The sequence below is a fragment of the Mesorhizobium sp. M0904 genome, assembly GCF_040319475.1.
Classification (GTDB): Bacteria; Pseudomonadota; Alphaproteobacteria; order Rhizobiales; family Rhizobiaceae; genus Mesorhizobium.
On the sequence record NZ_JAMYOC010000036.1, the window covers coordinates 1 to 20,344 of the forward strand.

Sequence of the window (20,344 nt, forward strand, 5' to 3'; positions counted from 1 at the left end):
CAAGGGGGCGGAGCTCACAAAGACGAGCGAAATCCCTGCGATCCCGCCCCATCCAAACATCCCCGGTTACTGCGCAACAGGCCCCTCGTGGGGGAGATTGACTAGACGACGACCGTCTTCAGCCGCTCGGCGATCAGTGCCGCGAGCCGCGTCGCCACCTCATCCTTGCTCATCTCCGGCCATTCCTCGACGCCGGCCTTTGAGACGATCCGCACCTTGTTGCGGTCGCCGCCCATCACGCCCGGAGCACCATCTTCATGCGAGACATCATTGGCGACGATAAGATCGGCCCCCTTTTTTGCAAGCTTGGCCTCGGCATTCCTGACCAGATCCTGCGTCTCCGCAGCGAAACCGACCACCAGCATCGGCCGCTTTTTGTGATGCCCGACACCGGCAAGAATATCGGGATTTTCCACCATCTGCAGCGCCGGCGGCCCCTCGCCCGCCACCTTCTTGATCTTTTCCCCGGCCGAACTTTGAGTGCGCCAGTCGGCGACAGCCGCGACGAACACTGCCGCGTCGGCCGGCAGCAGCTGCTCGACAGCGTCCTTCATCTCGACGGCCGTTTCGACATGCAGCGTGGCGACGCCGGCCGGATCGGCAATGCCAACCGGACCGGAGACGAGACGCACATCGGCGCCGAGCCTGGCCAGCGCCGCCGCAATGGCGTGGCCCTGCTTGCCCGACGACCGGTTGGCGATGTAGCGGACCGGGTCGATCGGCTCATGCGTCGGCCCGGAGGTGACAATGATCTTCCTGCCTGCCAGCGGCTTTGGCCGGCCGTCGAGCAGCGCCTCGATCGCGGCGACGATCTCCAGCGGCTCGGCCATGCGGCCCTCGCCCACCTCGTTGCTCTCGGCCATCTCGCCCTTCGCCGGGCCGACGAATGCGACGCCGTCCTTGCTCAGCGCCGCACGGTTGCGGCGGACCGCCGGATGCGCCCACATTTTCGGGTTCATCGCCGGCGCCATCAAAACTCGCTTGTCGGTGGCGATGAGCACGGTCGAAGCAAGGTCGTTGGCATGGCCATTGGCGAGCTTTGCCATCAGGTCGGCGGTGGCCGGCGCCACGACCACAAGGTCGGCCTCGCGCGACAGCCTGATATGGCCGATATCGTGCTCGTCCTGCCGGTCGAACAGTTCGGTGAAAACATGGTCGGCGGACAGCGCCCCGGCCGACAGCGTGGTGACGAATTCCTGCGCCGCGGCGGTCATCACCACCCGCACTGCCGCACCGCGCTCGCGCAGCCGACGGATCAGGTCGAGCGCCTTGTAGGCAGCAATGCCTCCGCCGATGATGAGCAGGATGCGCTTGCCGGAGAGGGTCATGCCCGAGGCCAGTTCTTGTCCAATGTCATGCCGGCTTCAGCGCCGATTCGATGTCGGTATGGATGAAATCGTCACCCTTGAAAAGTAGCGGCAGGTTTCGGGTCTTGGCCAGGGCATAGGCGAAACAGTCGCCCATGTTGAGGTCAGCACGATGGCGGGATCCGCGACCGTACCGAGAGTAGGCAAGTCGTGCGACCTCGAGCTGAGCCAGATCAAAAGGAACGACCGTCAGTTCGAGGCGGTCGATGAGCACCTGAAGTTCGGCGGGGTTGATGCCACCGCTGGACCGGTTCGCCACACAATGTGCCTCCAGAAGTGTTGCAGTGCTTATCAGTACAGCAGATGAGGTGCCGAAAACATCGACGAATGCAGCCGCATCCGGCTCTGCGCCGATGATTGCGATTAACGCAGACGTATCAACTGCAACGGTCACAGAAGTCCCTCATCCCACATGTGATCAGTAAGCGCTTTGAGGTCAATGGGGTGTTCTGATTTCCGTCCGAGCGCCAAGATCTCGTCACGTGACGCTTTCAGCCGCCACTCCCCGTTCTGGAGCTTGCTCTCGGGGATCGTCACTTTGCGCAAGGCATCCCGCGCTTCCTGCTCCATCGAAACGCCGCGCGCGGCAGCGCGTTCGCGCAGCACCTGCTTCACTTCGTCATCAAGATTACGGATTGTGATAGTGCTCATAGCGTAGCTCCTCGCCGTTACATAAGCGACAAGCGGCGTGATTGCAATGACAGCACTGCTGTCATTGCAATCAGAGCAGCTTCCAGGCGATATACACCAGCGTCAGCGCGATCACCCACAGCGCCAGCCGGCCGGAGCGGGTGTGGCGCGCCTCGGCTTTGCCGATCGCGTCCGCCGTCCCCTCGTCGAAGCGCAGGCCGTTTTCGGCCATCAGGTCGATCTCACGCGACAGCCGCTCGGTACGGGCAGCGAGGTCCGGCGCCTGACGCGCCAGCGCCAGCAGCGCGCTGGCACCGTCGCGCGCATCGGCCAGCAGCGCGCGCGGGCCGAGATTGCGGGCAATCCAGCCGCTGACCACCGGCTCCGACGTCTTCCACATGTTGAAGGCCGGGTCGAGGGTGCGGGCGACGCCTTCGACAACGACCATGGTCTTCTGCAGCAGCACCAGTTCGGATCGCGTCGCCATGTCGAACAGGTCGGTCACCTCGAACAGCAGCGTCAACAGCTTGGCCATCGAGATGGTCTCGGCCGGCTGGCCGTGGATCGGTTCGCCGATCGCCCGGATCGCCTGGGCGAAAGCCGCAACATTGTGCTGGCGCGGCACGTAGCCGGCCTCGAAATGCACTTCGGCGACGCGCTGGTAATCGCGCGTAATGAAGCCGTAGAGGATTTCGGCGAGGAACCGGCGCTCCTTCCTGCCGAGCCGGCCGGCAATGCCGAGATCGACGGCGACGATGGTGCCGTCGGCTTCGATAAACAGGTTGCCCGGGTGCATGTCGGCGTGGAAGAAACCGTCACGCAGCGTATGGCGCAGAAACGACTGAACGAGGTTGGCGGCAATCGCCTTCAGGTCGTGGCCGGCGGCGGCTAGGCCGGCAATGTCGTTCATCTTGATGCCGTCGACCCATTCCATGGTCAGCACGTCACGACCGGTGCGCTCCCAGTCGACCGACGGCACACGGAAGCCGGGATCGTCCTTGGTATTCTCGCCAAGCTCCGAAAAAGCCGCCGCCTCCAGCCTCAGGTCCATTTCGATTTTGGTCGTCTGGGCCAGTGTCTCGGTCACCTCGACCGGCCGCAGCCGGCGCGACGACGGGATGTATTTTTCCTGCAGCCGGGCGGCGAGAAAATAGCTCTCGAGATCGCGAAAGAAGCGGCGGCGCACGCCCGGCCGGATGACCTTCACCGCCACCCGGGTAACGACGCCGTTCTGCAGGATTTCGGCGGTATGGACCTGGGCGATCGAGGCGGCGGCCACGGCCTCGCCAAAACTGACATAGAGCTCGTCGACCCTGCGTCCGAGCGAGGCCTCTATCGCGGCGACAGCCTCGGCCTTCGGAAACGTCTGCATCTTGTCCTGCAGCATGGCAAGATCAAGCGCGATATCGTTTCCGACGACATCCGGCCGTGTCGCCAGGAACTGGCCGAGCTTGACGTAAGACGGGCCGAGCCGCACGACCGCCTTGGCCAGCCTGTCGCCACGCTCATAGGCAAGCGCGTGACGGCGGGTGAACAGCCGGGCCATGCGCCAGCCGAATTTCGGCAAGCCGAAGAGCTCGTCACCGGGCAAAGCCGCGATGACACCCTCGCGGACCAGCACCCAGCCGGCCCGCACGAGCCTGAAACCAGCGCCGATGCTGCTCATAGCTGGCTTTGCCCCGCCGATTTCCTAGACCGGCGAAGAGCACATTGAGTACGAAGGATACGGGCCAGCTTCAAAGCTTCCAGCCCGAGTGGAGCGCGGCGATGCCGCCGGAGTAGTTGCGGAATGAGACGCGCTCGAAGCCCGCGCGCGAAATCATCGTCGCGAAATTCTGCTGATTGGGAAATTTGCGGATCGATTCGACCAGATAGGAATATGGCTCGCCATCGCCGGTCACCATCTTGCCGATCCGCGGGATGGCGTTGAACGACCATGCTTCGTAGACTTTGTCGAGCAGCGGCATCTCGACCTCGGAGAATTCAAGGCAGAGAAAGCGCCCGCCGGGCTTCAGCACGCGATAGGCTTCGGCGAGCGCCACATCGATGCGCGGCACGTTGCGGATGCCGAAAGCGATGGTGTAGGCGTCGAAAGTAGCGTCGGCAAAAGGCAGTTCCTCGGCATTGGCTTCGACGAAATCGGTATTTGCCGACAGGCCCTTTTTCTCGGCCCGGTCGCGGCCGACCGCGAGCATCGAGCCGTTGATGTCGAGAACCGTTGCATGAGCGTGCCTGCCGCTCGCCTCGACGATGCGGAAGGCGACATCGCCGGTGCCGCCGGCAACGTCGAGAACGCTCCAGCCCGGCCGCTTCGGTGGATTGAGCCAGGCGACCAAGGCGTCCTTCCACAACCGATGCAACCCCGCCGACATCAGGTCGTTCATCAGGTCGTAGCGGTTCGCCACCTTGTGGAAAACATCATTGACCAGGGACTGCTTGTCGCCTGGTCCTACCCGCTTGAAACCATAGGAGGTTTCCATGCCGCCCGCAGCAGTGGTTCTTTCAACCGACATCGTTTTGATCCGCCATAAAATCGGCGGGACCATAGCCGATCGATGGTGCGGGCGCTATTGTTTAAGGCGCGGTGTTCGGCCGCGCTTCGAAGCAGGTTCCGGAAAAGTGTCACACGGTTCCGACAGGAACTTGCGTCATAAGAAAAAAAGCCTGACGGGATAATTGAATGCCTTTGAAAGCAGAACTGCACTGCCACATCGAAGGGGCAGCGGCGCCTGAACTCGTCCTCCGCCAGGCTGAGAAATACGGCAAGGATGCCTCGCCCTACATCCAGGACGGCTCCTTCGTGTGGCACGACTTCACCTCTTTCCTCGCCGCCTACGACTTCTCGTCGGACCTGTTCCGCACCGAAGAAGACTATGCGCGGCTGGCCGATCACTACCTGACCAGCCTCGCCCGCGACGGCGCCATCTATTCCGAGGTTTTCACCTCGCCCGACCATGCAAGCAAGGCTGGGCTGTCGCCGAAGGCCTATACCGACGCGCTCGGCGAAGGCATGGCCCGCGCCAAGGCGAAGACCGGCATCGAAGGCCGCATGATCGTCACCGGCGTGCGCAATTTCGGTGTCGAATCGATCGAACGGGCGGCACGTTTCGCCGCCCGGTGTGGGCATCCGCTGGTCACCGGTTTCGGCGTCGCCGGCGACGAGCGGATAGGTGATCTGGAAGATTATGTCAGGGCCTTCGAGATCGCCCGCGAGGCCGGCCTCGGCATCACCGTGCATGCCGGCGAATTGATGGGCTGGGAGAGCGTCGAGGCGGCACTCGACCACATCCGCCCGTCTCGCATCGGCCATGGCGTGCGCGCCATCGAGAACCCCGATCTCGTGCGGCGCATCGCCGACGAAGGCGTCGTGCTCGAATGCTGCCCCGGCTCCAACATCGCGCTGAAAATCTTTGACAGTTTCGCCGACCATCCCTTTCCCGCCTTGAAGGCGGCGGGCTGCAAGGTGACGCTCAACTCAGATGACCCGCCCTATTTCTGGACCTCGCTGAAACGCGAATACGACATCGCCGCCGAGCATTTTGCGATGGACGACAAGGCGCTCACCGCCGTCACCAGGACGGCCATCGAGGCAGCCTTCGTCGACAGGAAGACCAGGGCGGCGCTGCTGGGCAGGCTCGGCGCCAAGGGCAGGTGAATGGTGAATGGCTCACCCGGCGCTTCGGTCCGTCAACTGCGGGCTTTGCCGCGCACCAAGGACTCGCAAACCAGTTCACTATTCACTATTCACCATTCACCATTCACTTGCGCAGTTGGAGAACACCATGAAGGGCGTCACCGTCGTCGACCATCCGCTTGTCCAGCACAAGCTGACCATCATGCGCAAGAAAGAGACTTCGACGGCCGGCTTCCGGCGGCTGCTGCGCGAGATCTCGCTGCTGCTCGGCTACGAGGTCACCCGCAACCTGGAACTGACGACGACGACGATCGAGACGCCGATCGAGACGATGGAGGCGCCGACGCTGGAGGGCAAGAAACTGGTTTTCGCCTCGGTGTTGCGCGCCGGCAACGGCTTGCTCGAAGGCCTGCTCGATCTGGTGCCGGCGGCGCGTGTCGCCCATATCGGCCTCTACCGCGACCATGAGACGCTGGAAGCGGTCGAGTATTTCTTCAAGGCGCCGGGCGACCTCGCCGACCGGCTGGTGATCGTCGTCGACCCGATGCTGGCGACCGCCAATTCGGCGATCGCGGCGATCGACAAGCTGAAAGGCCGCGGTGCCACCAACATCCGCTTCCTCTGCTTGTTGGCGGCACCAGAGGGCCTTGAGCGGTTCACCCACGCGCATCCCGATGTTCCCGTCTTCACCGCTTCCATCGACCGCCAGCTCAACGAGAAGGGCTACATCATGCCCGGCCTTGGCGATGCCGGCGACCGCATGTACGGCACCAAATAGATCCGTTTACCGACTGTTTACGCAAACGGCTGGTTTCCGCATTCGTTAAAGCGGCAAACACCATGTCGGACTAAGGATCGGCAACCACAAAGGCCGGTCCATGCTGCGCAAGCTTCTCATCCTTGGCGTGTTTGCCGGAACGTCGGCATCGCTGCCGATCGTATATCAGTCCAATTCACAGGTAATCGAGCGGCTGTTGAAATCCGCCATCGGGGCCAGGCCGGCCGACACCCAAACCGACCTGAATCTCGCCGCCGTTCGGGACAGGCCGGCGACGCCGCAGCCGCTCGGCCGCAAGGTCGTCGTCACCGCGGACGCGCGCGGGCATTTCATGTCGGTCTTCAAGTTGAACGGCCGACAGATCGACGGCATGATCGATACCGGCGCGACGCTCGTCGCCATCAACAGTTCGACCGCGCGCAGGATCGGCATCTCGCTCAATCCGACGGACTTCAGCCATCAGGTCAACACCGCCAACGGTGCGATCAAGGCCGCCGTGGTGACGATTGATCGGCTGCAGATCGGCAGGATCACCGTCGAGGGCGTCGAGGCCGTCGTGCTCGACGACAGGGCGCTGCACACCAACCTGATCGGCATGAGCTTTCTGCAGCGGCTCGAAAAATACCAGGTCGAAGACGGCACGCTGCTGCTGGTTCAGTAGGCAGTGATCCCGAACCGCAGGTCCACGCCAGCGAAAAGGGGACCGGTCGTCGGACAAGATCATGGTCCAAGAAAGATAGAGCCCATTCGATACCATCGGAATGGGCTCTATCCGCGCGGCAGGATCCGCCGGATGACGGTTTTCTCCGTGGCCGGTCTGGAAGGGCCGATCGTATAGGCCGAAAGCACGACGGCCGCGGCCGCTTCGGCATCCCCGGTATTTCGGGCATGGACTAGTGCCAGCGCTTCGCCGGCCCGCACTTCGGCGCCGACCGGCAACAGCCTGGTGATGCCGACGGCGTGATCGATCCTGTCGTCGGGCCGCGTCCGCCCGCCGCCAAGCCCGACCACGGCAAGCCCGATCTCGCGCGTCGCGATGCCGGAGACAAAGCCGTTCGCGCTCGCCTTGACCGCGAATTCCGTTGCCGCTTTCGGCAGATATTTTTCCGGATTGTCGACAAAGTCGGCGGGACCACCCAGTGCCGCCACCATGCGCGCGAAGATGGAAGCGGCGCGGCCGCCGGCCAGCGTCTCGGCGGCGCGGCGCAGGCCGTCCTGGTTGGACGACACCAGGCCTGCCGATTGCAGCATCTCGGCGGCCAGCGCCAGCGTCAAGTCCTCCAGCCGCCGGTCGCGAAAGCGGCCGGTGAGAAAATCGACGGCGTTGCGCATCTCGACCGCATTGCCGGCGGCGGAGGCCAGCGGCTCGTTCATGCCGGTGACCAGCGCCGATGCCTTCAGGCCGGCGCCATTGGCGACCTCGACCAGGCTGTTGGCCAGCGCGGTTGCGTCGCGCGATTTCTCCATGAAGGCGCCGTTGCCGACCTTGACGTCGAGCACCAGCGAACCAAGGCCGGCCGCCAGCTTCTTCGACAGGATCGAGGCGGTGATCAGCGGCACGGATTCGACCGTTCCCGTCACATCGCGGATCGCGTAGAGCCTGGCGTCGGCGGGTGCGAGGTCTGCGGTCTGGCCGATGATGGCGCAGCCGGTTTCAAGCACGGTCTTGCGGAAGCGCGCAACATCCGGCTGGCTGATATAGCCGGGGATGGCATCCATTTTGTCCAGCGTGCCGCCGGTATGGCCCAGACCCCTGCCGGAAATCATCGGCACATAGGCGCCGCAGGCAGCGACGATCGGCGCCAGCATCAAGGAGACATTGTCGCCGACGCCGCCCGTCGAATGCTTGTCGGTGACCGGGCCGGGCAGATCCGACCAGTCGAGCACATCGCCGGAATCGCGCATCGCCATAGTCAGCGCCACCGCCTCGTCGCGGCTCATGCCGTTGAAGAATACTGCCATGGCGAGGGCACCGACCTGTGCGTCGGTAACGGTGCCGGCGGCCAAGCCCTCGATGAAGAACGCGATCTCCTCAGCCGAGAGCTTCTGCCCGTCGCGCTTGCGGCGGATGATTTCCTGGGGAAGCATCAGGCGTCGACCCTGTGCTCCGGAAGCCCGTCCTGAAAAACACGCTGCAGGATGGTCGCCAGCCGCGCACCGCCGACCGGCGCCATGTCCTTGGTCTCCTGGTGCGACAGCTCGGCTCCGGTCATGCCAGCGGCAAGGTTGGTCACGACCGAACAGGCGGCGACGCGCAGCCCGAGGAAGCGCGCGAGAATGACCTCCGGCACCGTCGACATGCCGACCGCGTTGGCGCCCATGACGCGCGCCATGCGGATCTCGGCGGGCGTCTCGAAGCATGGGCCGGAGAACCACATATAGACGCCCTTGTGCAGCATGGTACCGGTCGCCTTCGCCGCCCGCTCGATGGCGGAGCGGAGATCGGCGTCATAGGCTTCGGTCAGGCCGACGAAACGGCGGTCGCTCGGTTCGCCGATCAGCGGGTTGGACCCCGAGAAATTGATGTGGTCGGTGATCAGCATTACCGAGCCCGGCCCCATCCCGGGATCGACCGAACCGGCGGCGTTGGTGAGGATCAGCCGGGAGATGCCGATGCCGGCGAGCACTTCCAACGCCGGCCGCATCGCCGCTGCGTTGCCGTGCTCGTAATAGTGTGCGCGGCCGGACAGCATCAGCACCGGCGTGCCGGCAAAGAGCCCCGCCACCACCTCGCCGGCATGGCCGCTGACACCGCTTCGGGGAACCCCGGCAAGTCGGCGTAGGAGATGCGCACCGCATCCTCGACCTGGTCGACGAGCCCGCCAAGCCCTGACCCCAGCACCAAGGCCGTGGTCGGCGCCAGCCCATCCAGCCTTTCGACGAGGTGATCGAGCGCTTCCTTCATTTCAGCACATCGCCTTCAAACCCGTATGGCAACAACTCGCCCATGGTCACGGTCTCGACCACGCCGCTGTCATCGCAGAGATAGAACTTCGTTTCCGGCCGGCAGAATTCGGCCAGCCGCTGCCGGCAGCCGCCGCAGGGCGAGCATTTTGCCACGCGTTCGGCGATCACGGCGATTTCCGTGATCTTGCCGCCGCCGCCCATGACGTAGTGGCCGAGCGCGGTGGTTTCGGCGCACCAGCCCTCAGGATAGGACGCGATCTCGACATTGGCGCCGGTGAAGACACGCCCGTCCTCGGTGCGCAACGCCGCGCCGACCGGAAATTTCGAATAGGGCGCATAGGCCTTGGCCATGGCGGCTTTCGCCGCTTCGAACAGATCATGAGTCATGATAGATCAGCGTTCCTTGACATAAGGCACGCCGCCGGCGCGCGGCGGGATTGCCTTGCCGATGAAGCCGGCAAGCAGGATGACGGTCAGCACATAGGGCAGCGCCTGCATGAATTGCACCGGCACCTTGCCGATCAGCGGCAGCGGCGTGCCTTGCAGGCGGATCGACGCGGCGTCGAGGAAGCCGAACAGCAGGCAGGCGAACATGGCGTTGACCGGTTTCCATTTGGCGAAGATCAGCGCGGCCAGCGCGATGTAGCCCTTGCCGGCGGTCATGTCCTTCACGAAGCCGCCATTCTGCACCATCGACAGATAGGCGCCGGCAATGCCGGTGAGCACGCCGGTGCAAATCAGCGCCCGGTAGCGCAGCCAGGCGACCGAGATGCCGGCGGTGTCGACCGCAGCCGGGTTCTCGCCGACAGCGCGCAGGCGGAGCCCAAAGCGGGTGCGAAACAGCACCCACCAGGTGAACGGCACGGCCAGGAAGGCGAGATAGACCAGCACGGAGTGGCCGGAGATGAGTTCCGAATAGATCGGCCCGAGAATCGGAACGCCCCTGAGCGCATCCGCGCCCGGCCAGATGATTGCTTCGAAGCGCTCGCCGGCAGCCAGCGCCGGCGTGCGCCCGCCTTGCTGGAACCAGGCCTGGCCGAGCATGATCGTCGATCCGGCGGCAATGAAATTGATCGCGACGCCGGAAACGATCTGGTTGCCGCGATGGGTGATCGAGGCAAAGCCGTGGATCAGCGCGAAGGCAACCGAGATGAGGATGGCCATGCCGAGGCCGAGATAGGCCGAGTGGAAGACCGAGGCGGCGGCCGCACCGGCGAAGGCGCCGACAAGCATCTTGCCCTCGAGCCCGATGTCGAAGACGCCGGCCCGCTCCGAATAGAGGCCGGCGAGGCAGGCGAGCAGCAAGGGGACCGAAAGGCGGATGGTCGAGTCCAGGACCTGTACGATGGCGTTGAAGAAATCCATCTCAGGCGCCCTTCCCTTTGACCGCTTCCATGCCGACCGATTTCGGGCTGAGCGAGGCGAACAACGCCTGGACATAGGGCCGGAACATATGCTCGAGCGCGCCGGCGAACAGGATCACGAGGCCCTGGATGATGACGATCATGTCGCGGCTGATCGCCGGCATCTCGAAGGCGAGCTCGGCGCCGCCCTGGTAGAGCATGCCGAACAGGATCGCCGCCAGCACGATGCCGACCGGGTGCAGGCGACCCATCAGCGCCACCGCGATGCCGACGAAACCGGCGCCCGAAACGAATTCGAGCGCGACATTGTGCTGGTCGCCCATCGTCGGGTTGAGCGCCATCATGCCGGCCAACGCGCCCGAGATCATCATCGCAATGATGATGATGCGTATCTCCGAAATCCCGGCATAACGCGCCGCTTTCGGGCTGTGGCCATAGGTGCGCATCTCGTAGCCGAGCTTCGTGCGCCAGATCAGCACCCACACCAGAAAGGCCATGGCTAGCGCCAGCAGGGAACTGACGTTGAATGGCGCCGAACGGATTTTGGCGCCGAACAATTCGATGACCCAGTTGAGCTTCGGCAATTGCGCGCCTTCGAGGAAGGTGCGCGTCTGCGGCGCCATCGAGCCGGGCGGCTTCAGCATCCCCACCAGCGCATAGACCATGACGCTGGCGGCGATGAAGTTGAACATGATGGTGGTTATGACGATGTGCGAGCCGCGCTTGGCCTGCAGATAGGCCGGGATCAGCGCCCACAGCGCGCCCATCGCCGCGGCGGCGATAATGGCAATCGGGAAGGTCAGCCACCAGGGCAGCACGCTGTCGAAGGCCAGGCAAACGATGCCGATACCGAGACCGGCGATATAGCCCTGGCCCTCGCCACCGATGTTGAACAGGCCGCAATGCGCCGCAACCGCCACCGAAAGCCCGCTGAAGATGAAGGTGGTAGCATAGAAAAGTGTAAACGCGATGCCTTGGCCGCGACCGAAGGCGCCCTCGACCAGGATGACAGCCGCGCGCAACGGGTTCTCACCGACCAATATGACGACGAAGCCGGCAACGACGAAGGCGACGAACAGATTGATCAGCGGGATCAGCACGTAGTCGGCCCAGGCCGGGAGCTTGGCATAGGGAGTGCTCATTCCGCCGCCTCGCGCTGCTCGACGCCGGCCATCAGCAGGCCGAGCTCGCCCTCGGTCGCGTCGGGGCCGCGTTCGCCGACGATGCGGCCGGCAAACATCACCAGGATGCGGTCGGACAGCGAGCGGATCTCGTCGAGTTCGACCGAAACCACCAGCACCGCCTTGCCCTGGTCGCGCATGGCGATGAGGCGCTTGTGGATGAATTCGATGGCGCCGACATCGACGCCGCGCGTCGGCTGGCCGACGATCAACACGCCGGGATCTTGTTCCATTTCCCGCGCCAGCACGATCTTCTGCTGGTTGCCGCCGGAGAAATTGGCGGTCTTGAGGCGGCAGTCCGCCGGGCGGATGTCATATTTGACGATCTTGTCCCGGGCATCGTCACGGATGGCGTCGATGTCGAGAAACGGCCCCTTCAGATAGCGCTCATCGTCCTGGTAGCCGAGGATCGAATTCTCGTTCTCCTCGAAGGCCAGCACCAGCCCGACGTGATGGCGGTCCTCCGGCACATGAGCAAGGCCGCGCTCGCGCAGCTCGCCAGGGTCGGCGGCGCCGGTGAGGTCGATCGGCTTGCCGTCGAGCATGACCGAGCCCGAAACGGCATGCCTGATGCCGGAAATCGCCTCGAGCAATTCGGACTGCCCGTTGCCGGCGACGCCGGCAATGCCGACGATCTCGCCGGCATGGACGTCGAAGGAGACGTCGTCGACCATGGTGACGCCGCGGGAATCCTTGACCGTCAGGTTCTTGACCGCGAGCTTGACGCCGCCGGCCTTCGCCTCGCCCTTCTCGACGCGCAGCAGCACGCGCCGGCCGACCATCAGCTCCGCCAGTTCCTCGACCGTGGTCTTCCTAGTTTCGCGTGTCGCCACCATCGTGCCCTGGCGCATCACCGAGACGGTGTCGGTGATCGCCATGATCTCGCGCAGCTTGTGGGTGATCAGCACGATCGTCTTGCCCTGCTCCTTCAGCTGCCTGAGGATGCGGAACAGATGGTCGGCCTCGGCCGGCGTCAGCACGCCCGTTGGCTCGTCGAGGATCAGGATTTCGGCGCCGCGATAGAGCGCCTTGAGGATTTCGACGCGTTGTTGCAGGCCGACCGGCAACTCCTCGATGATGGCGTCGGGATCGACTTCGAGCCCGTATTCGCGCTCGAGCCGCTCCAGCTCGGAACGCGCCTTGGCGATGCTCTTCTTCAGCAGTGCATCGCTTTCGGCGCCGAGAATGACGTTTTCCAGGACCGAGAAATTGTCGACCAGCATGAAATGCTGATGGACCATGCCGATGCCGAGCGCGATCGCATCATTCGGTGTCTTGATCGATGCCGGCTGGCCGCCGACACGGATTTCGCCGGAATCGGCCTGGTAGAAACCATAGAGGATCGACATCAGCGTCGACTTGCCGGCGCCGTTCTCACCGACGATGCCATGGATGGTGCCCCGCATAATCTCCAGATTGATGTCGCGGTTGGCGCGCACGGCGCCAAAGCTCTTGTCGATGCCGATCAGCTCGATTGCGGCTTGCGCCATGCAGCCTGTTCCCACTGTTATTTTTTTACCGCTTGGTCAAACGCCTAGCATGACGCCCAGTCTATGCCAATTGGGTCTATGTCAATTGCCCGGAGCAGGGTTCACTCTCGACAAATCCCGCCATGCTTGTCAATTTCCAACGTGGCCGCAGCCTGCACAATCGCCTGATCGAGGATTTGAGATGACCATGCCCGCCCACATGCCCGACCACCGGCTGACGACGCTGGAAATCCGCGCCGCCGAGCAGGAGAAGACAATCGAGGAACTGTCAGGCCAGATCGCCGAGCAGTGGAAGGTGATCGAGCGCATGCAGCGCAAGCTCGACGCGCTGGCCGAGCGCTTCCTGGCGCTGGAGGAACAGGCCGCACCCGACGTGCCGGTGACCAAGCCGCCGCACTGGTGAGCGGCTGACAATGCAAAACCGCCGGGCTTTCACCCGGCGGCTCGTCAGTCTTCAATGTCGATCAATCAATACGGGCAGGCATTGTCCGACATGTAGTCGTGCACCTTGATGGTGCCGGCGATGATGTCGGCCTTGGCCTTTTCGACCGCTGCCTTCATCGCGTCGTCGACAAGCGCCTTGTTGTTGTCGTCCATGGCGTAGTCGACGCCGCCTTCCTTGAGGCCGAGATCGTTGACGCCGGCCGTGAACTTGCCGTTCTTGGCATCCATGAAGGTGTTGTAGACGGCAACGTCGACGCGCTTGACCATGGAGGTCAACACCTTGCCGGGTTGCAGGCCGTTCTGGTTGGAATCGACGCCGATGCCGAGCTTGCCGGCGTCGGCCGCTGCCTGCAGCACGCCGACACCGGTGCCGCCTGCCGCCGCGTAGATTACGTCGGCGCCCTGGTCGATCTGCGTCTTGGCGATCTCGCCGCCCTTGGCCGGATCGTTCCAGGCTGCCGGCGTATCGCCGGTCATGTTCTGGATGACGTCGGTGGCGCCGGCCGCCTTGGCGCCGCCTACATAGCCGCAGCCGAACCTGCGGATCAGCGGAATATCCATGCCGCCGACGAAGCCGACCTTCTTGGTCTTGGAAGCCATCGCCGCCATCACGCCGACGAGGTACGAGCCTTCCTGCTCCTTATAGACCAGGGAGCGGACATTGGGCTTGTCGACGACCATATCGATGATGGCGAATTTGGTGTCGGGGAACTCGGTGGCGATCTTGTCAAGCGCGTCGGCCCAGGAGAAGCCAGCCATGACGATCGGATTGCGGCCGTCCTCGGCGAAGCGGCGCAGCGCCTGCTCGCGCTGGGTGGCGTTGCTGACCTCGAATTCCACATAGGGGATGCCGGTCTCGGTCTTGAACTTTTCGGCGCCGTTGAAGGACGCTTCGTTGAACGACTTGTCGAACTTGCCGCCGAGATCATAGAGGATCGCGGGTTGAATGTCCGCGGCGAAGGCCGGGAGAACCATTGCAGCTGCGGCCATAAGGCCGAGAACGATACGTTTCATGTGATCCACACCCCTGTCGGTTATTTGTCCATTATGCACCGCATGCCGGCCCGGTTCTCCGGCAGGCATGCAGCGTCAGGCAGGAGTGTCTTCCTCCCGCTTCGGGTCAATCTGGCACGGCCCGAAACAAAATTCACGTGGAATTTTGACCCTTTGGAAAAGCATGGCGCCGCATCGCGGCGCCACAGCATATTCCTTGCGTCAGGGGCATAATCAGGCGGAGACGGCGGCCGGAATGGCGCAGGAGACGCCGGTTCCCCGCAGGCCGCAATAGCCGTAGGGGTTCTTCGCCAGATATTGCTGGTGGTCTTCCTCGGCGAAGTAGAATTCCGGCGCCGGTGCGATCTCGGTGGTGATCTTGCCGCGTCCGGCACCGCGCAGCGAAGCCTCGTAGGCATCGCGCGAGGCGAGCGCCGCCTGGTACTGCGCGTCGTTGAACGTATAGATCGCCGAGCGGTAGGTGGTGCCGACATCATTGCCCTGGCGCATGCCTTGCGTCGGGTCGTGACTTTCCCAGAACAGCTTCAAAAGCTCGGCATAGGACACGATCTTGGGATCGTAGACGACGAGCACGACTTCGGCATGGCCTGTGAGCCCGGTGCAGGTTTCCTGATAGGTCGGGTTGGGCGTGACGCCGCCGGCATAGCCGGCCGCCGTGACCCAGACGCCCTCGACCTGCCAGAACAGGCGCTCGGCGCCCCAGAAGCAACCCAGCCCGAACATCGCCGTTTCCAGCCCTTCGGGATAAGGACCCTTGAGCGGCCTGTTCGAGACGAAGTGCTTCGATGCAGTCGGGATCGGCCGGTCGCGGCCGGGCAGCGCCTCGGAGGGCTTCGGCAGGTTGAGCTTCTTGTTCAGCATGTCGCTGAGAAACATAGTGCGGTTTCCTTTTCTTCTTGGTTGAGCCTTCCCCGGCACGGGAACACCGGGTCAGGCTGGAAATGTCAGGTCGCGGCGAACCGCCCGCTGGGGCGCGGCCGCCTGTAGCCGATGGCGTAAAGAATGAACGCCAGCACCGCGAACACGGCGAAGCCGGGCTGGCTGAGCACCCAGGCGATGGCGCCATCCCACAGCAGCGGATTGACCTTGTCGCGGACGAAGCTTTCGAAGGCGCTGCGCGTATCCGGCGAGACCGCGAGCCAGCTGGAATTAAGCGGTGTCATCACCAGCGCCGAAGCCGCCACCGACCGTGTCGCATCGAGCACGGCCATGATGACCGAAACCGACAGCGCGACCATTGCAGCGAGACGAAAGATGAAGCGGAACATCCAGACCCTTCCTCCCCAGGAGATTATCAGAATGTCGTATCGGACTGTTAGATAGGATCTACTTGCTTCGCCTGCAATCGCGACACGCGAAGTTGAACCGGCGACCGCCGGTTCGCTGGAACCGGCGGCGCGCCGGACGGCGAGCACACCTCGGCCGCCCCTTTCGATAGGCTCCCTACGGGTGCTCCGGTAACATGGGGTGAGCATCCGTATCCGGCAAAGCGAATAGACTATCGTTATGTCTTGGCATTCGGCACCGGATCGACTAGATGAGCCCCGCGCCTGTTGCTTTGACGGCTCAGGTGTGGGGAAAGGGTATCCGCTGGTCGACGGCGCCCACGGCCGGAATTCCGGTCCGGAATCCCAAAGGAGATGCATCTCCCCAACCCGCGCGGCGAAACCGGCCGCGTCGAAAATGCTAAAGACGGAGAGGTGGCCGAGTGGTTGAAGGCGCACGCCTGGAAAGTGTGTTTACGGGAAACCGTAACGCGGGTTCGAATCCCGCTCTCTCCGCCAGATACCCACTTAAGCGTCTGTTATTGTTTCGCTTTGTGAGTTGCGGCCTTTCCGTTCCTAACGTCCGCAAACGATGAAGCTCGGCCACCATGCCGCCGCCCCTTTGTTGACTTTGCTTGGGAATCGGAGTGTCCGGAAAAAACCGCAGGGCAGCCCGCAGGATTCGCGTCTGCGGACCCCAATCCGCCCCGCCGGCGCCTACAGGCAATCTACCCCAACGCCCCCCAAGCGGCGCCGGCCACTTTCAGCCCCTTCGTTCGAAAGTTGGCTTCCAGTCGCGATTGCGCGCCCGCTGATGGCCTTCGTAGTCAGGAATGCATGCGAAGAAGGTCGGTCACGGCCGGCAGCCTTGCAATTTGAGCAGACAAAGAGCCCGACCAAGTCGTCATGCATCGAGCCGTGGTCATGGCCGAGCCTGTCAATCAGCGCCTGGATGTCAAGTTTCGTCGATTTGCAGCACATCGGGTGCGCACAATTGACTTAGATGGGTTCGCGGGCGGACAGAGTGTCGGCGAGGGTCTTTCGAGTCATGGCGATTCTCCGTTGAAGGGGCTCGCCGCAACGGGAGGATTATATTCCTTAATGCTGATCCCCTGCATTGTCTCGTGCGGAATGGGCTCTCCGGCATTAGACAGGGATATCCGGAGTTCGCCGTCTCGGGTGGTGGCTTCGACCTTAATGGGCATGCCCGCGGCACAAAGTTACCGGTTCGAATCCTGTCGGGTGCAGCATTGCCGCGGTTCGCTTGCCGACAACTATTCCTGCTGGAATTGACAGGGCCAATCTTCAGGCCTCGTCAAGCCAGAAGGCAACTCGGTCCGGGCGTCTCCGCAAGCCATGTTGAGCTGCCACTGGGACAGACCCACCGAATTGGAAAGGTCGAGGCCCTCGATACGGGTCAGAAAGAAAAAGGCGCGGTCAAAGTCTATCGGCGCGGTGAACCTCGCTCCTCGGAAGTCCGCCCGTGCGAGATTGGCAAACGAGAAGCGGCTGCCGCTGATATCGGCGTCATGGAACTGCGCACGCCCCAGTTCTGCCTTTGTGAAATCAACATTGGTCAGATTGGCGTCCTGGAAATTCGAGCGCTGCATTTCCGCGCTCGCAAACACAGCGCCCTGCGCGTCCATACGGCTGAAGTCGGTCCTGTAGCCCTCGATTCTGTCGAACCGGGCGCCTTTGGCGGTCGAGTCGGCCAGGGAAGCACGCACAAGCGTTGCCTTCTCAAGATTTGCGGCAACGAGATTGGTGTTCCTGAGGTCGGTCGAAGTGAAATCAACACCGAACAGGTTCGCCCCGCTCAGGTCCTGTCCGTCTAGGATGAGAAGCTTCTTGTCACACTCTTGCCAATTGACGCCAGGCGTCGCGGCGGCGTCGCAATTTTGAGCGGCAGCGGCGTTCTGCCAAGCAAACACAGTGCAAACCGCTAGAACCAAGCCGGATGTGCCGTAAGCTCTGGTTCGCCTCAAAGTCATTGTTGCTGGACCTCTGCTACTCGCCGACACTCACCCTTACCACATCTGCTGACACTCGAGCCACGGTGACCACATGGCTGTGCTCGCGGCGCAGTGGGTCAAGCCTGGCGTGAAGCTCCGCGTCAAACAGCTTCGCGGCGAATTCTAGGCGGCCAGCTTACATTAGCCAGAGTGAACAGAACGTGATTACGGGCCAGGCCTTCACACCTTCGCCTTGCACCAGCCCGCCCACCTAGCATGCCCCGCCATCGCGAACGGCCCAGCACGGGCGAAAGACAAGCTCCTTCCTGGCGCTGCGCCGCGTGCAGTCGGAACAAATGGGATCGACGCCGGTTAACAATCGAAGGGACCGCAAACGAAGCGGTATGATGATGATTGATATTTTTAGCTTCGAACTGGCCAATGCCAGGCTGCGCGTTAAACGGGCCGAGCGCTCGCTGAAGCGTGCGAATGAACTGTTGTTGAACGATGGCTGTGTCGCCGTCAATCTCGCGTTGTGCGACCGCATACGGTCTGAGCAAAAACGCGTGATTGAGGCCCGGGAACGCATGACGAAGATCGATCGGAAGAATTGACCCATGATGCTCGCGACCCTCCACCTTGAAACTGCGAGATACGGCGACGAATATCGCGTCGCAAGGCTCGCGCTGCTGAGGCAGCAAATGATACGGCACATCAAGCGCACAGACGCCTCGGCGCAGAAAGTCGAACAATCGCTGGCAAGATTGGCCGAAGCAAACACGCTCGGGGACCGGCTCGCGCAACAGTAGGTCCGCGCGCTCTACCGTCGTTTGACGATGACCCCGTCATGCTGCGTCGCCAACAACAAGGCTGCATCAACGTCGCACCTGCGCTCGCTGGGCGTCGCGCCCCAAAAGCACAAGGCAGTCGTTTCGGCGAAGATCCAAGAAGTGTCGATATTTTCACCTTCCTGGGGACGCAGGCACAACGCCAAAATGAAGGCCGCGATAAGCAGCATGGCAGGCAGAGGGGCGCGCGAAGGCTACTGAGCGGCTTTCATCTCCCCGCACTCTTGCCTCAGATCAGCCTACAACCAATCGGCCCGCGCTTCACCAGAAGCACGGGCATTGATAGGCTCGGCACTATCGCCGCCCCGTCTACCGCGGGACCGCTGGTATTCCCGAGACTGAGCGCTCTGTTTCGCCGGAGAAAACCACGAAGGCAAAGATCAGCACGGCGGCAGCGACAATCATTGAGCCGGTGGCGACGATCGGCTCGAGCGCCGGATTTCCCTGCAGCATCAGGTAAAGCGCCGGCAGCATCACGACCAGGCCGAGATTGTACACGCCGTAGTGGATCATCGCCGTCCTGCGGGCAGCCTTCGCCGGGTTCAGCGCATAATAGCCGCCGAATATTGCACTGGTGACCCATCCCAGCAGGTTGATGTGCGCGTGAGCCGGAAACGCGCCGTGATCGCCTGAAATTGCCATCTGCAGGCCAGCTGCAATTCCCAGAATAAGAAAGACGATGGCTGTCTTGAAAAAAAGCTCCGAAACCTTAGGCATATCATTCCCCCAAACCCGTTTTGCCGCCGCATCATGCCCTGGTTCCGGCGATCTTGCCAAGGGGACCGTCGGGCCTGCGGCACCATTTGTCGCCGGCTTGACGGCCCGTCGGCAGCCGGCCGCCGGGCCTGGCCGGTTGCGAGTCCAGCCGGCAAAAAATATGCGCTCACCCTAATTTAATTGCAATATCACCCGCCAGGCTTCCATGTCGTTCTCCCTAAGGAAGTCCTGCACAATCGTGGTGCCATACGCGCCAAAGGCCTGCCCGTCAGTGTTCCAGCAAGGCCTCGCCGAACTTCTCCCACAGCTGTGCGCAATCTGTAGCTCTGAGGCCGGGGGTTCCGAGTGGGCCATATCTGATGACGGCGGCGTGAACATCATAGCCAACGATGGGTGCATTGGCGACAAAGTGGATAGCCTCGCCCAATCGGCGAGAGCCCATTGGCGCATCGGTTTTGTTGGTGATGTCGAAGACACCACGAATGTCTGCTTCCTGGTTCCTGGCTGCCAACGCAGCCGCCATTGCCCTTTCGTGCATCATCGAATCTCTCCGATCGGTCTAAGTCTAAGAACCGCGGCTTGTGCCGGTCCGGCAACTGGCAACCGGCAAATCGAAGTGCCTTTTGCAGCATCTCGATTGGCTCTTGCTGCGAGCCACTCCGCCCGCTGCCGCGGCAAGCCGATAAGGCAACTGCCAGCGAAATCCGCAGGCACGTCCACGGTCGCATCAAACACGGCCCACGTGCCAGTCGG

The 20,344-nt window shown here is 62.9% G+C and carries 22 protein-coding genes, 1 tRNA gene and 1 pseudogene; 7 read left to right on the forward strand and 17 right to left on the reverse strand.

What is annotated here, in order from left to right; translation table 11 throughout:
- Nucleotides 1-101 precede the first annotated feature (101 nt).
- From coaBC to ubiE, 5 genes are all read right to left on the reverse strand, one after another.
- Nucleotides 102-1,328: a bifunctional phosphopantothenoylcysteine decarboxylase/phosphopantothenate--cysteine ligase CoaBC gene (gene coaBC / locus NKH80_RS28175; protein WP_254816873.1), complete on the reverse strand. Its 1,227-nt coding sequence runs from the start codon at nt 1,326-1,328 to the stop codon at nt 102-104.
- Nucleotides 1,329-1,353: 25 nt separating this feature from the next.
- Nucleotides 1,354-1,761: a type II toxin-antitoxin system VapC family toxin gene (locus NKH80_RS28180; protein ID WP_352506389.1), complete on the reverse strand. Its 408-nt coding sequence runs from the start codon at nt 1,759-1,761 to the stop codon at nt 1,354-1,356.
- Nucleotides 1,758-2,018 carry a FitA-like ribbon-helix-helix domain-containing protein gene (locus NKH80_RS28185; protein WP_254816871.1) on the reverse strand — a complete coding sequence of 87 codons (261 nt, stop codon included), beginning with the start codon at nt 2,016-2,018 and terminating at the stop codon, nt 1,758-1,760. The genes NKH80_RS28180 and NKH80_RS28185 overlap by 4 nt, the downstream gene beginning before the upstream one ends.
- A 70-nt stretch (nt 2,019-2,088) precedes the next feature.
- Nucleotides 2,089-3,663 carry a 2-polyprenylphenol 6-hydroxylase gene (gene ubiB, locus NKH80_RS28190; protein WP_352506391.1) on the reverse strand — a complete coding sequence of 525 codons (1,575 nt, stop codon included), beginning with the start codon at nt 3,661-3,663 and terminating at the stop codon, nt 2,089-2,091.
- 70 nt (nt 3,664-3,733) lie between these two features.
- Nucleotides 3,734-4,510, reverse strand: a complete 777-nt coding sequence (ubiE, locus tag NKH80_RS28195) for a bifunctional demethylmenaquinone methyltransferase/2-methoxy-6-polyprenyl-1,4-benzoquinol methylase UbiE (protein WP_352506392.1) — start codon at nt 4,508-4,510, stop codon at nt 3,734-3,736.
- Between the two features lie 167 nt (nt 4,511-4,677).
- Here ubiE and NKH80_RS28200 point away from each other — a divergent pair, with 167 nt between their 5' ends.
- From NKH80_RS28200 to NKH80_RS28210, 3 genes are all read left to right on the forward strand, one after another.
- A complete protein-coding gene (locus tag NKH80_RS28200) occupies nt 4,678-5,652 on the forward strand; it encodes an adenosine deaminase (protein WP_254816868.1) in 975 nt (324 codons plus the stop codon).
- Between the two features lie 127 nt (nt 5,653-5,779).
- Nucleotides 5,780-6,409 (forward strand): uracil phosphoribosyltransferase, encoded by a 630-nt coding sequence (gene upp / locus NKH80_RS28205; protein WP_254816867.1) that lies wholly within the window; start codon nt 5,780-5,782, stop codon nt 6,407-6,409.
- A gap of 100 nt (nt 6,410-6,509) precedes the next feature.
- Nucleotides 6,510-7,070 carry a TIGR02281 family clan AA aspartic protease gene (locus NKH80_RS28210; RefSeq protein WP_352506393.1) on the forward strand — a complete coding sequence of 187 codons (561 nt, stop codon included), beginning with the start codon at nt 6,510-6,512 and terminating at the stop codon, nt 7,068-7,070.
- Nucleotides 7,071-7,177: 107 nt separating this feature from the next.
- Here the strand turns inward: NKH80_RS28210 and deoA are convergent, their stop codons facing one another.
- The 6 genes and pseudogenes from deoA to NKH80_RS28240 form a co-directional block, all read right to left on the reverse strand.
- A complete protein-coding gene (gene deoA / locus NKH80_RS28215; RefSeq protein ID WP_352687985.1) occupies nt 7,178-8,497 on the reverse strand; it encodes a thymidine phosphorylase in 1,320 nt (439 codons plus the stop codon).
- A pseudogene (locus tag NKH80_RS28220) lies at nt 8,497-9,314 on the reverse strand (purine-nucleoside phosphorylase). Before NKH80_RS28220 ends, deoA begins: the two are co-directional and overlap by 1 nt.
- A complete protein-coding gene (gene cdd, locus NKH80_RS28225; RefSeq protein WP_352509888.1) occupies nt 9,311-9,703 on the reverse strand; it encodes a cytidine deaminase in 393 nt (130 codons plus the stop codon). The pseudogene NKH80_RS28220 and the gene cdd overlap by 4 nt, the downstream one beginning before the upstream one ends.
- 6 nt (nt 9,704-9,709) lie before the next feature.
- Nucleotides 9,710-10,681 (reverse strand): ABC transporter permease, encoded by a 972-nt coding sequence (locus tag NKH80_RS28230; protein WP_352509889.1) that lies wholly within the window; start codon nt 10,679-10,681, stop codon nt 9,710-9,712.
- Between the two features lies 1 nt (nt 10,682).
- Nucleotides 10,683-11,822, reverse strand: a complete 1,140-nt coding sequence (locus tag NKH80_RS28235) for an ABC transporter permease (protein WP_352509890.1) — start codon at nt 11,820-11,822, stop codon at nt 10,683-10,685.
- Complete coding sequence (locus NKH80_RS28240) at nt 11,819-13,351, reverse strand: ABC transporter ATP-binding protein (RefSeq protein WP_352478115.1); 1,533 nt, start codon at nt 13,349-13,351, stop codon at nt 11,819-11,821. The genes NKH80_RS28235 and NKH80_RS28240 overlap by 4 nt, the downstream gene beginning before the upstream one ends.
- Before the next feature lie 181 nt (nt 13,352-13,532).
- Here NKH80_RS28240 and NKH80_RS28245 point away from each other — a divergent pair, with 181 nt between their 5' ends.
- Entirely contained in the window at nt 13,533-13,754 is a 222-nt protein-coding gene (locus NKH80_RS28245; RefSeq protein WP_352509891.1) for a SlyX family protein, read from the forward strand.
- Between the two features lie 65 nt (nt 13,755-13,819).
- Here NKH80_RS28245 and NKH80_RS28250 read toward each other — a convergent pair whose 3' ends face one another.
- From NKH80_RS28250 to NKH80_RS28260, 3 genes are all read right to left on the reverse strand, one after another.
- Complete coding sequence (locus NKH80_RS28250) at nt 13,820-14,809, reverse strand: BMP family lipoprotein (RefSeq protein ID WP_254816859.1); 990 nt, start codon at nt 14,807-14,809, stop codon at nt 13,820-13,822.
- A 213-nt stretch (nt 14,810-15,022) separates the two neighbouring features.
- Entirely contained in the window at nt 15,023-15,685 is a 663-nt protein-coding gene (msrA, locus tag NKH80_RS28255) for a peptide-methionine (S)-S-oxide reductase MsrA (RefSeq protein ID WP_352509893.1), read from the reverse strand.
- Between the two features lie 68 nt (nt 15,686-15,753).
- The gene (locus NKH80_RS28260; RefSeq protein ID WP_352509895.1) at nt 15,754-16,077 is read right to left on the reverse strand and encodes a hypothetical protein; all 324 of its coding nucleotides are present in this window, start codon (nt 16,075-16,077) and stop codon (nt 15,754-15,756) included.
- A 426-nt stretch (nt 16,078-16,503) separates the two neighbouring features.
- Between NKH80_RS28260 and NKH80_RS28265 the strand changes: the two genes are divergently transcribed.
- Nucleotides 16,504-16,593, forward strand: a tRNA-Ser gene (locus NKH80_RS28265).
- Between the two features lie 755 nt (nt 16,594-17,348).
- On the opposite strand, the gene NKH80_RS28270 is transcribed toward NKH80_RS28265, so the two are convergent.
- Nucleotides 17,349-18,065, reverse strand: a complete 717-nt coding sequence (locus NKH80_RS28270; protein WP_352820620.1) for a pentapeptide repeat-containing protein — start codon at nt 18,063-18,065, stop codon at nt 17,349-17,351.
- 365 nt (nt 18,066-18,430) lie between these two features.
- On the opposite strand from NKH80_RS28270, the gene NKH80_RS28275 reads away from it, so the two are divergent.
- A complete protein-coding gene (locus NKH80_RS28275) occupies nt 18,431-18,640 on the forward strand; it encodes a hypothetical protein (protein WP_254816855.1) in 210 nt (69 codons plus the stop codon).
- 3 nt (nt 18,641-18,643) lie between these two features.
- Entirely contained in the window at nt 18,644-18,835 is a 192-nt protein-coding gene (locus NKH80_RS28280; protein WP_254816854.1) for a hypothetical protein, read from the forward strand.
- A gap of 348 nt (nt 18,836-19,183) precedes the next feature.
- Here the strand turns inward: NKH80_RS28280 and NKH80_RS28285 are convergent, their stop codons facing one another.
- Entirely contained in the window at nt 19,184-19,591 is a 408-nt protein-coding gene (locus NKH80_RS28285; RefSeq protein ID WP_352506573.1) for a hypothetical protein, read from the reverse strand.
- Nucleotides 19,592-19,859: 268 nt separating this feature from the next.
- Nucleotides 19,860-20,132, reverse strand: coding sequence for a hypothetical protein (locus NKH80_RS28290; RefSeq protein WP_352687981.1), 273 nt, complete (start codon nt 20,130-20,132; stop codon nt 19,860-19,862).
- Between the last annotated feature and the right edge of the window lie 212 nt (nt 20,133-20,344).

Bases quoted from the DNA above. Each gene is read 5' to 3' on its own strand.
- deoA (WP_352687985.1), bottom strand. From the start codon at position 8,497: ATGCTTCCCCAGGAAATCATCCGCCGCAAGCGCGACGGGCAGAAGCTC.
- cdd (WP_352509888.1), bottom strand. From the start codon at position 9,703: ATGACTCATGATCTGTTCGAAGCGGCGAAAGCCGCCATGGCCAAGGCC.
- ubiE (WP_352506392.1), bottom strand. From the start codon at position 4,510: ATGTCGGTTGAAAGAACCACTGCTGCGGGCGGCATGGAAACCTCCTAT.
- NKH80_RS28185 (WP_254816871.1), bottom strand. From the start codon at position 2,018: ATGAGCACTATCACAATCCGTAATCTTGATGACGAAGTGAAGCAGGTG.
- NKH80_RS28235 (WP_352509890.1), bottom strand. From the start codon at position 11,822: ATGAGCACTCCCTATGCCAAGCTCCCGGCCTGGGCCGACTACGTGCTG.
- NKH80_RS28285 (WP_352506573.1), bottom strand. From the start codon at position 19,591: ATGCCTAAGGTTTCGGAGCTTTTTTTCAAGACAGCCATCGTCTTTCTT.
- upp (WP_254816867.1), top strand. From the start codon at position 5,780: ATGAAGGGCGTCACCGTCGTCGACCATCCGCTTGTCCAGCACAAGCTG.
- NKH80_RS28275 (WP_254816855.1), top strand. From the start codon at position 18,431: ATGATGATGATTGATATTTTTAGCTTCGAACTGGCCAATGCCAGGCTG.
- NKH80_RS28210 (WP_352506393.1), top strand. From the start codon at position 6,510: ATGCTGCGCAAGCTTCTCATCCTTGGCGTGTTTGCCGGAACGTCGGCA.
- NKH80_RS28280 (WP_254816854.1), top strand. From the start codon at position 18,644: ATGATGCTCGCGACCCTCCACCTTGAAACTGCGAGATACGGCGACGAA.
- NKH80_RS28245 (WP_352509891.1), top strand. From the start codon at position 13,533: ATGACCATGCCCGCCCACATGCCCGACCACCGGCTGACGACGCTGGAA.
- msrA (WP_352509893.1), bottom strand. From the start codon at position 15,685: ATGTTTCTCAGCGACATGCTGAACAAGAAGCTCAACCTGCCGAAGCCC.
- coaBC (WP_254816873.1), bottom strand. From the start codon at position 1,328: ATGACCCTCTCCGGCAAGCGCATCCTGCTCATCATCGGCGGAGGCATT.
- ubiB (WP_352506391.1), bottom strand. From the start codon at position 3,663: ATGAGCAGCATCGGCGCTGGTTTCAGGCTCGTGCGGGCCGGCTGGGTG.
- NKH80_RS28240 (WP_352478115.1), bottom strand. From the start codon at position 13,351: ATGGCGCAAGCCGCAATCGAGCTGATCGGCATCGACAAGAGCTTTGGC.
- NKH80_RS28250 (WP_254816859.1), bottom strand. From the start codon at position 14,809: ATGAAACGTATCGTTCTCGGCCTTATGGCCGCAGCTGCAATGGTTCTC.
- NKH80_RS28200 (WP_254816868.1), top strand. From the start codon at position 4,678: ATGCCTTTGAAAGCAGAACTGCACTGCCACATCGAAGGGGCAGCGGCG.
- NKH80_RS28260 (WP_352509895.1), bottom strand. From the start codon at position 16,077: ATGTTCCGCTTCATCTTTCGTCTCGCTGCAATGGTCGCGCTGTCGGTT.
- NKH80_RS28270 (WP_352820620.1), bottom strand. From the start codon at position 18,065: ATGACTTTGAGGCGAACCAGAGCTTACGGCACATCCGGCTTGGTTCTA.
- NKH80_RS28230 (WP_352509889.1), bottom strand. From the start codon at position 10,681: ATGGATTTCTTCAACGCCATCGTACAGGTCCTGGACTCGACCATCCGC.
- NKH80_RS28290 (WP_352687981.1), bottom strand. From the start codon at position 20,132: ATGATGCACGAAAGGGCAATGGCGGCTGCGTTGGCAGCCAGGAACCAG.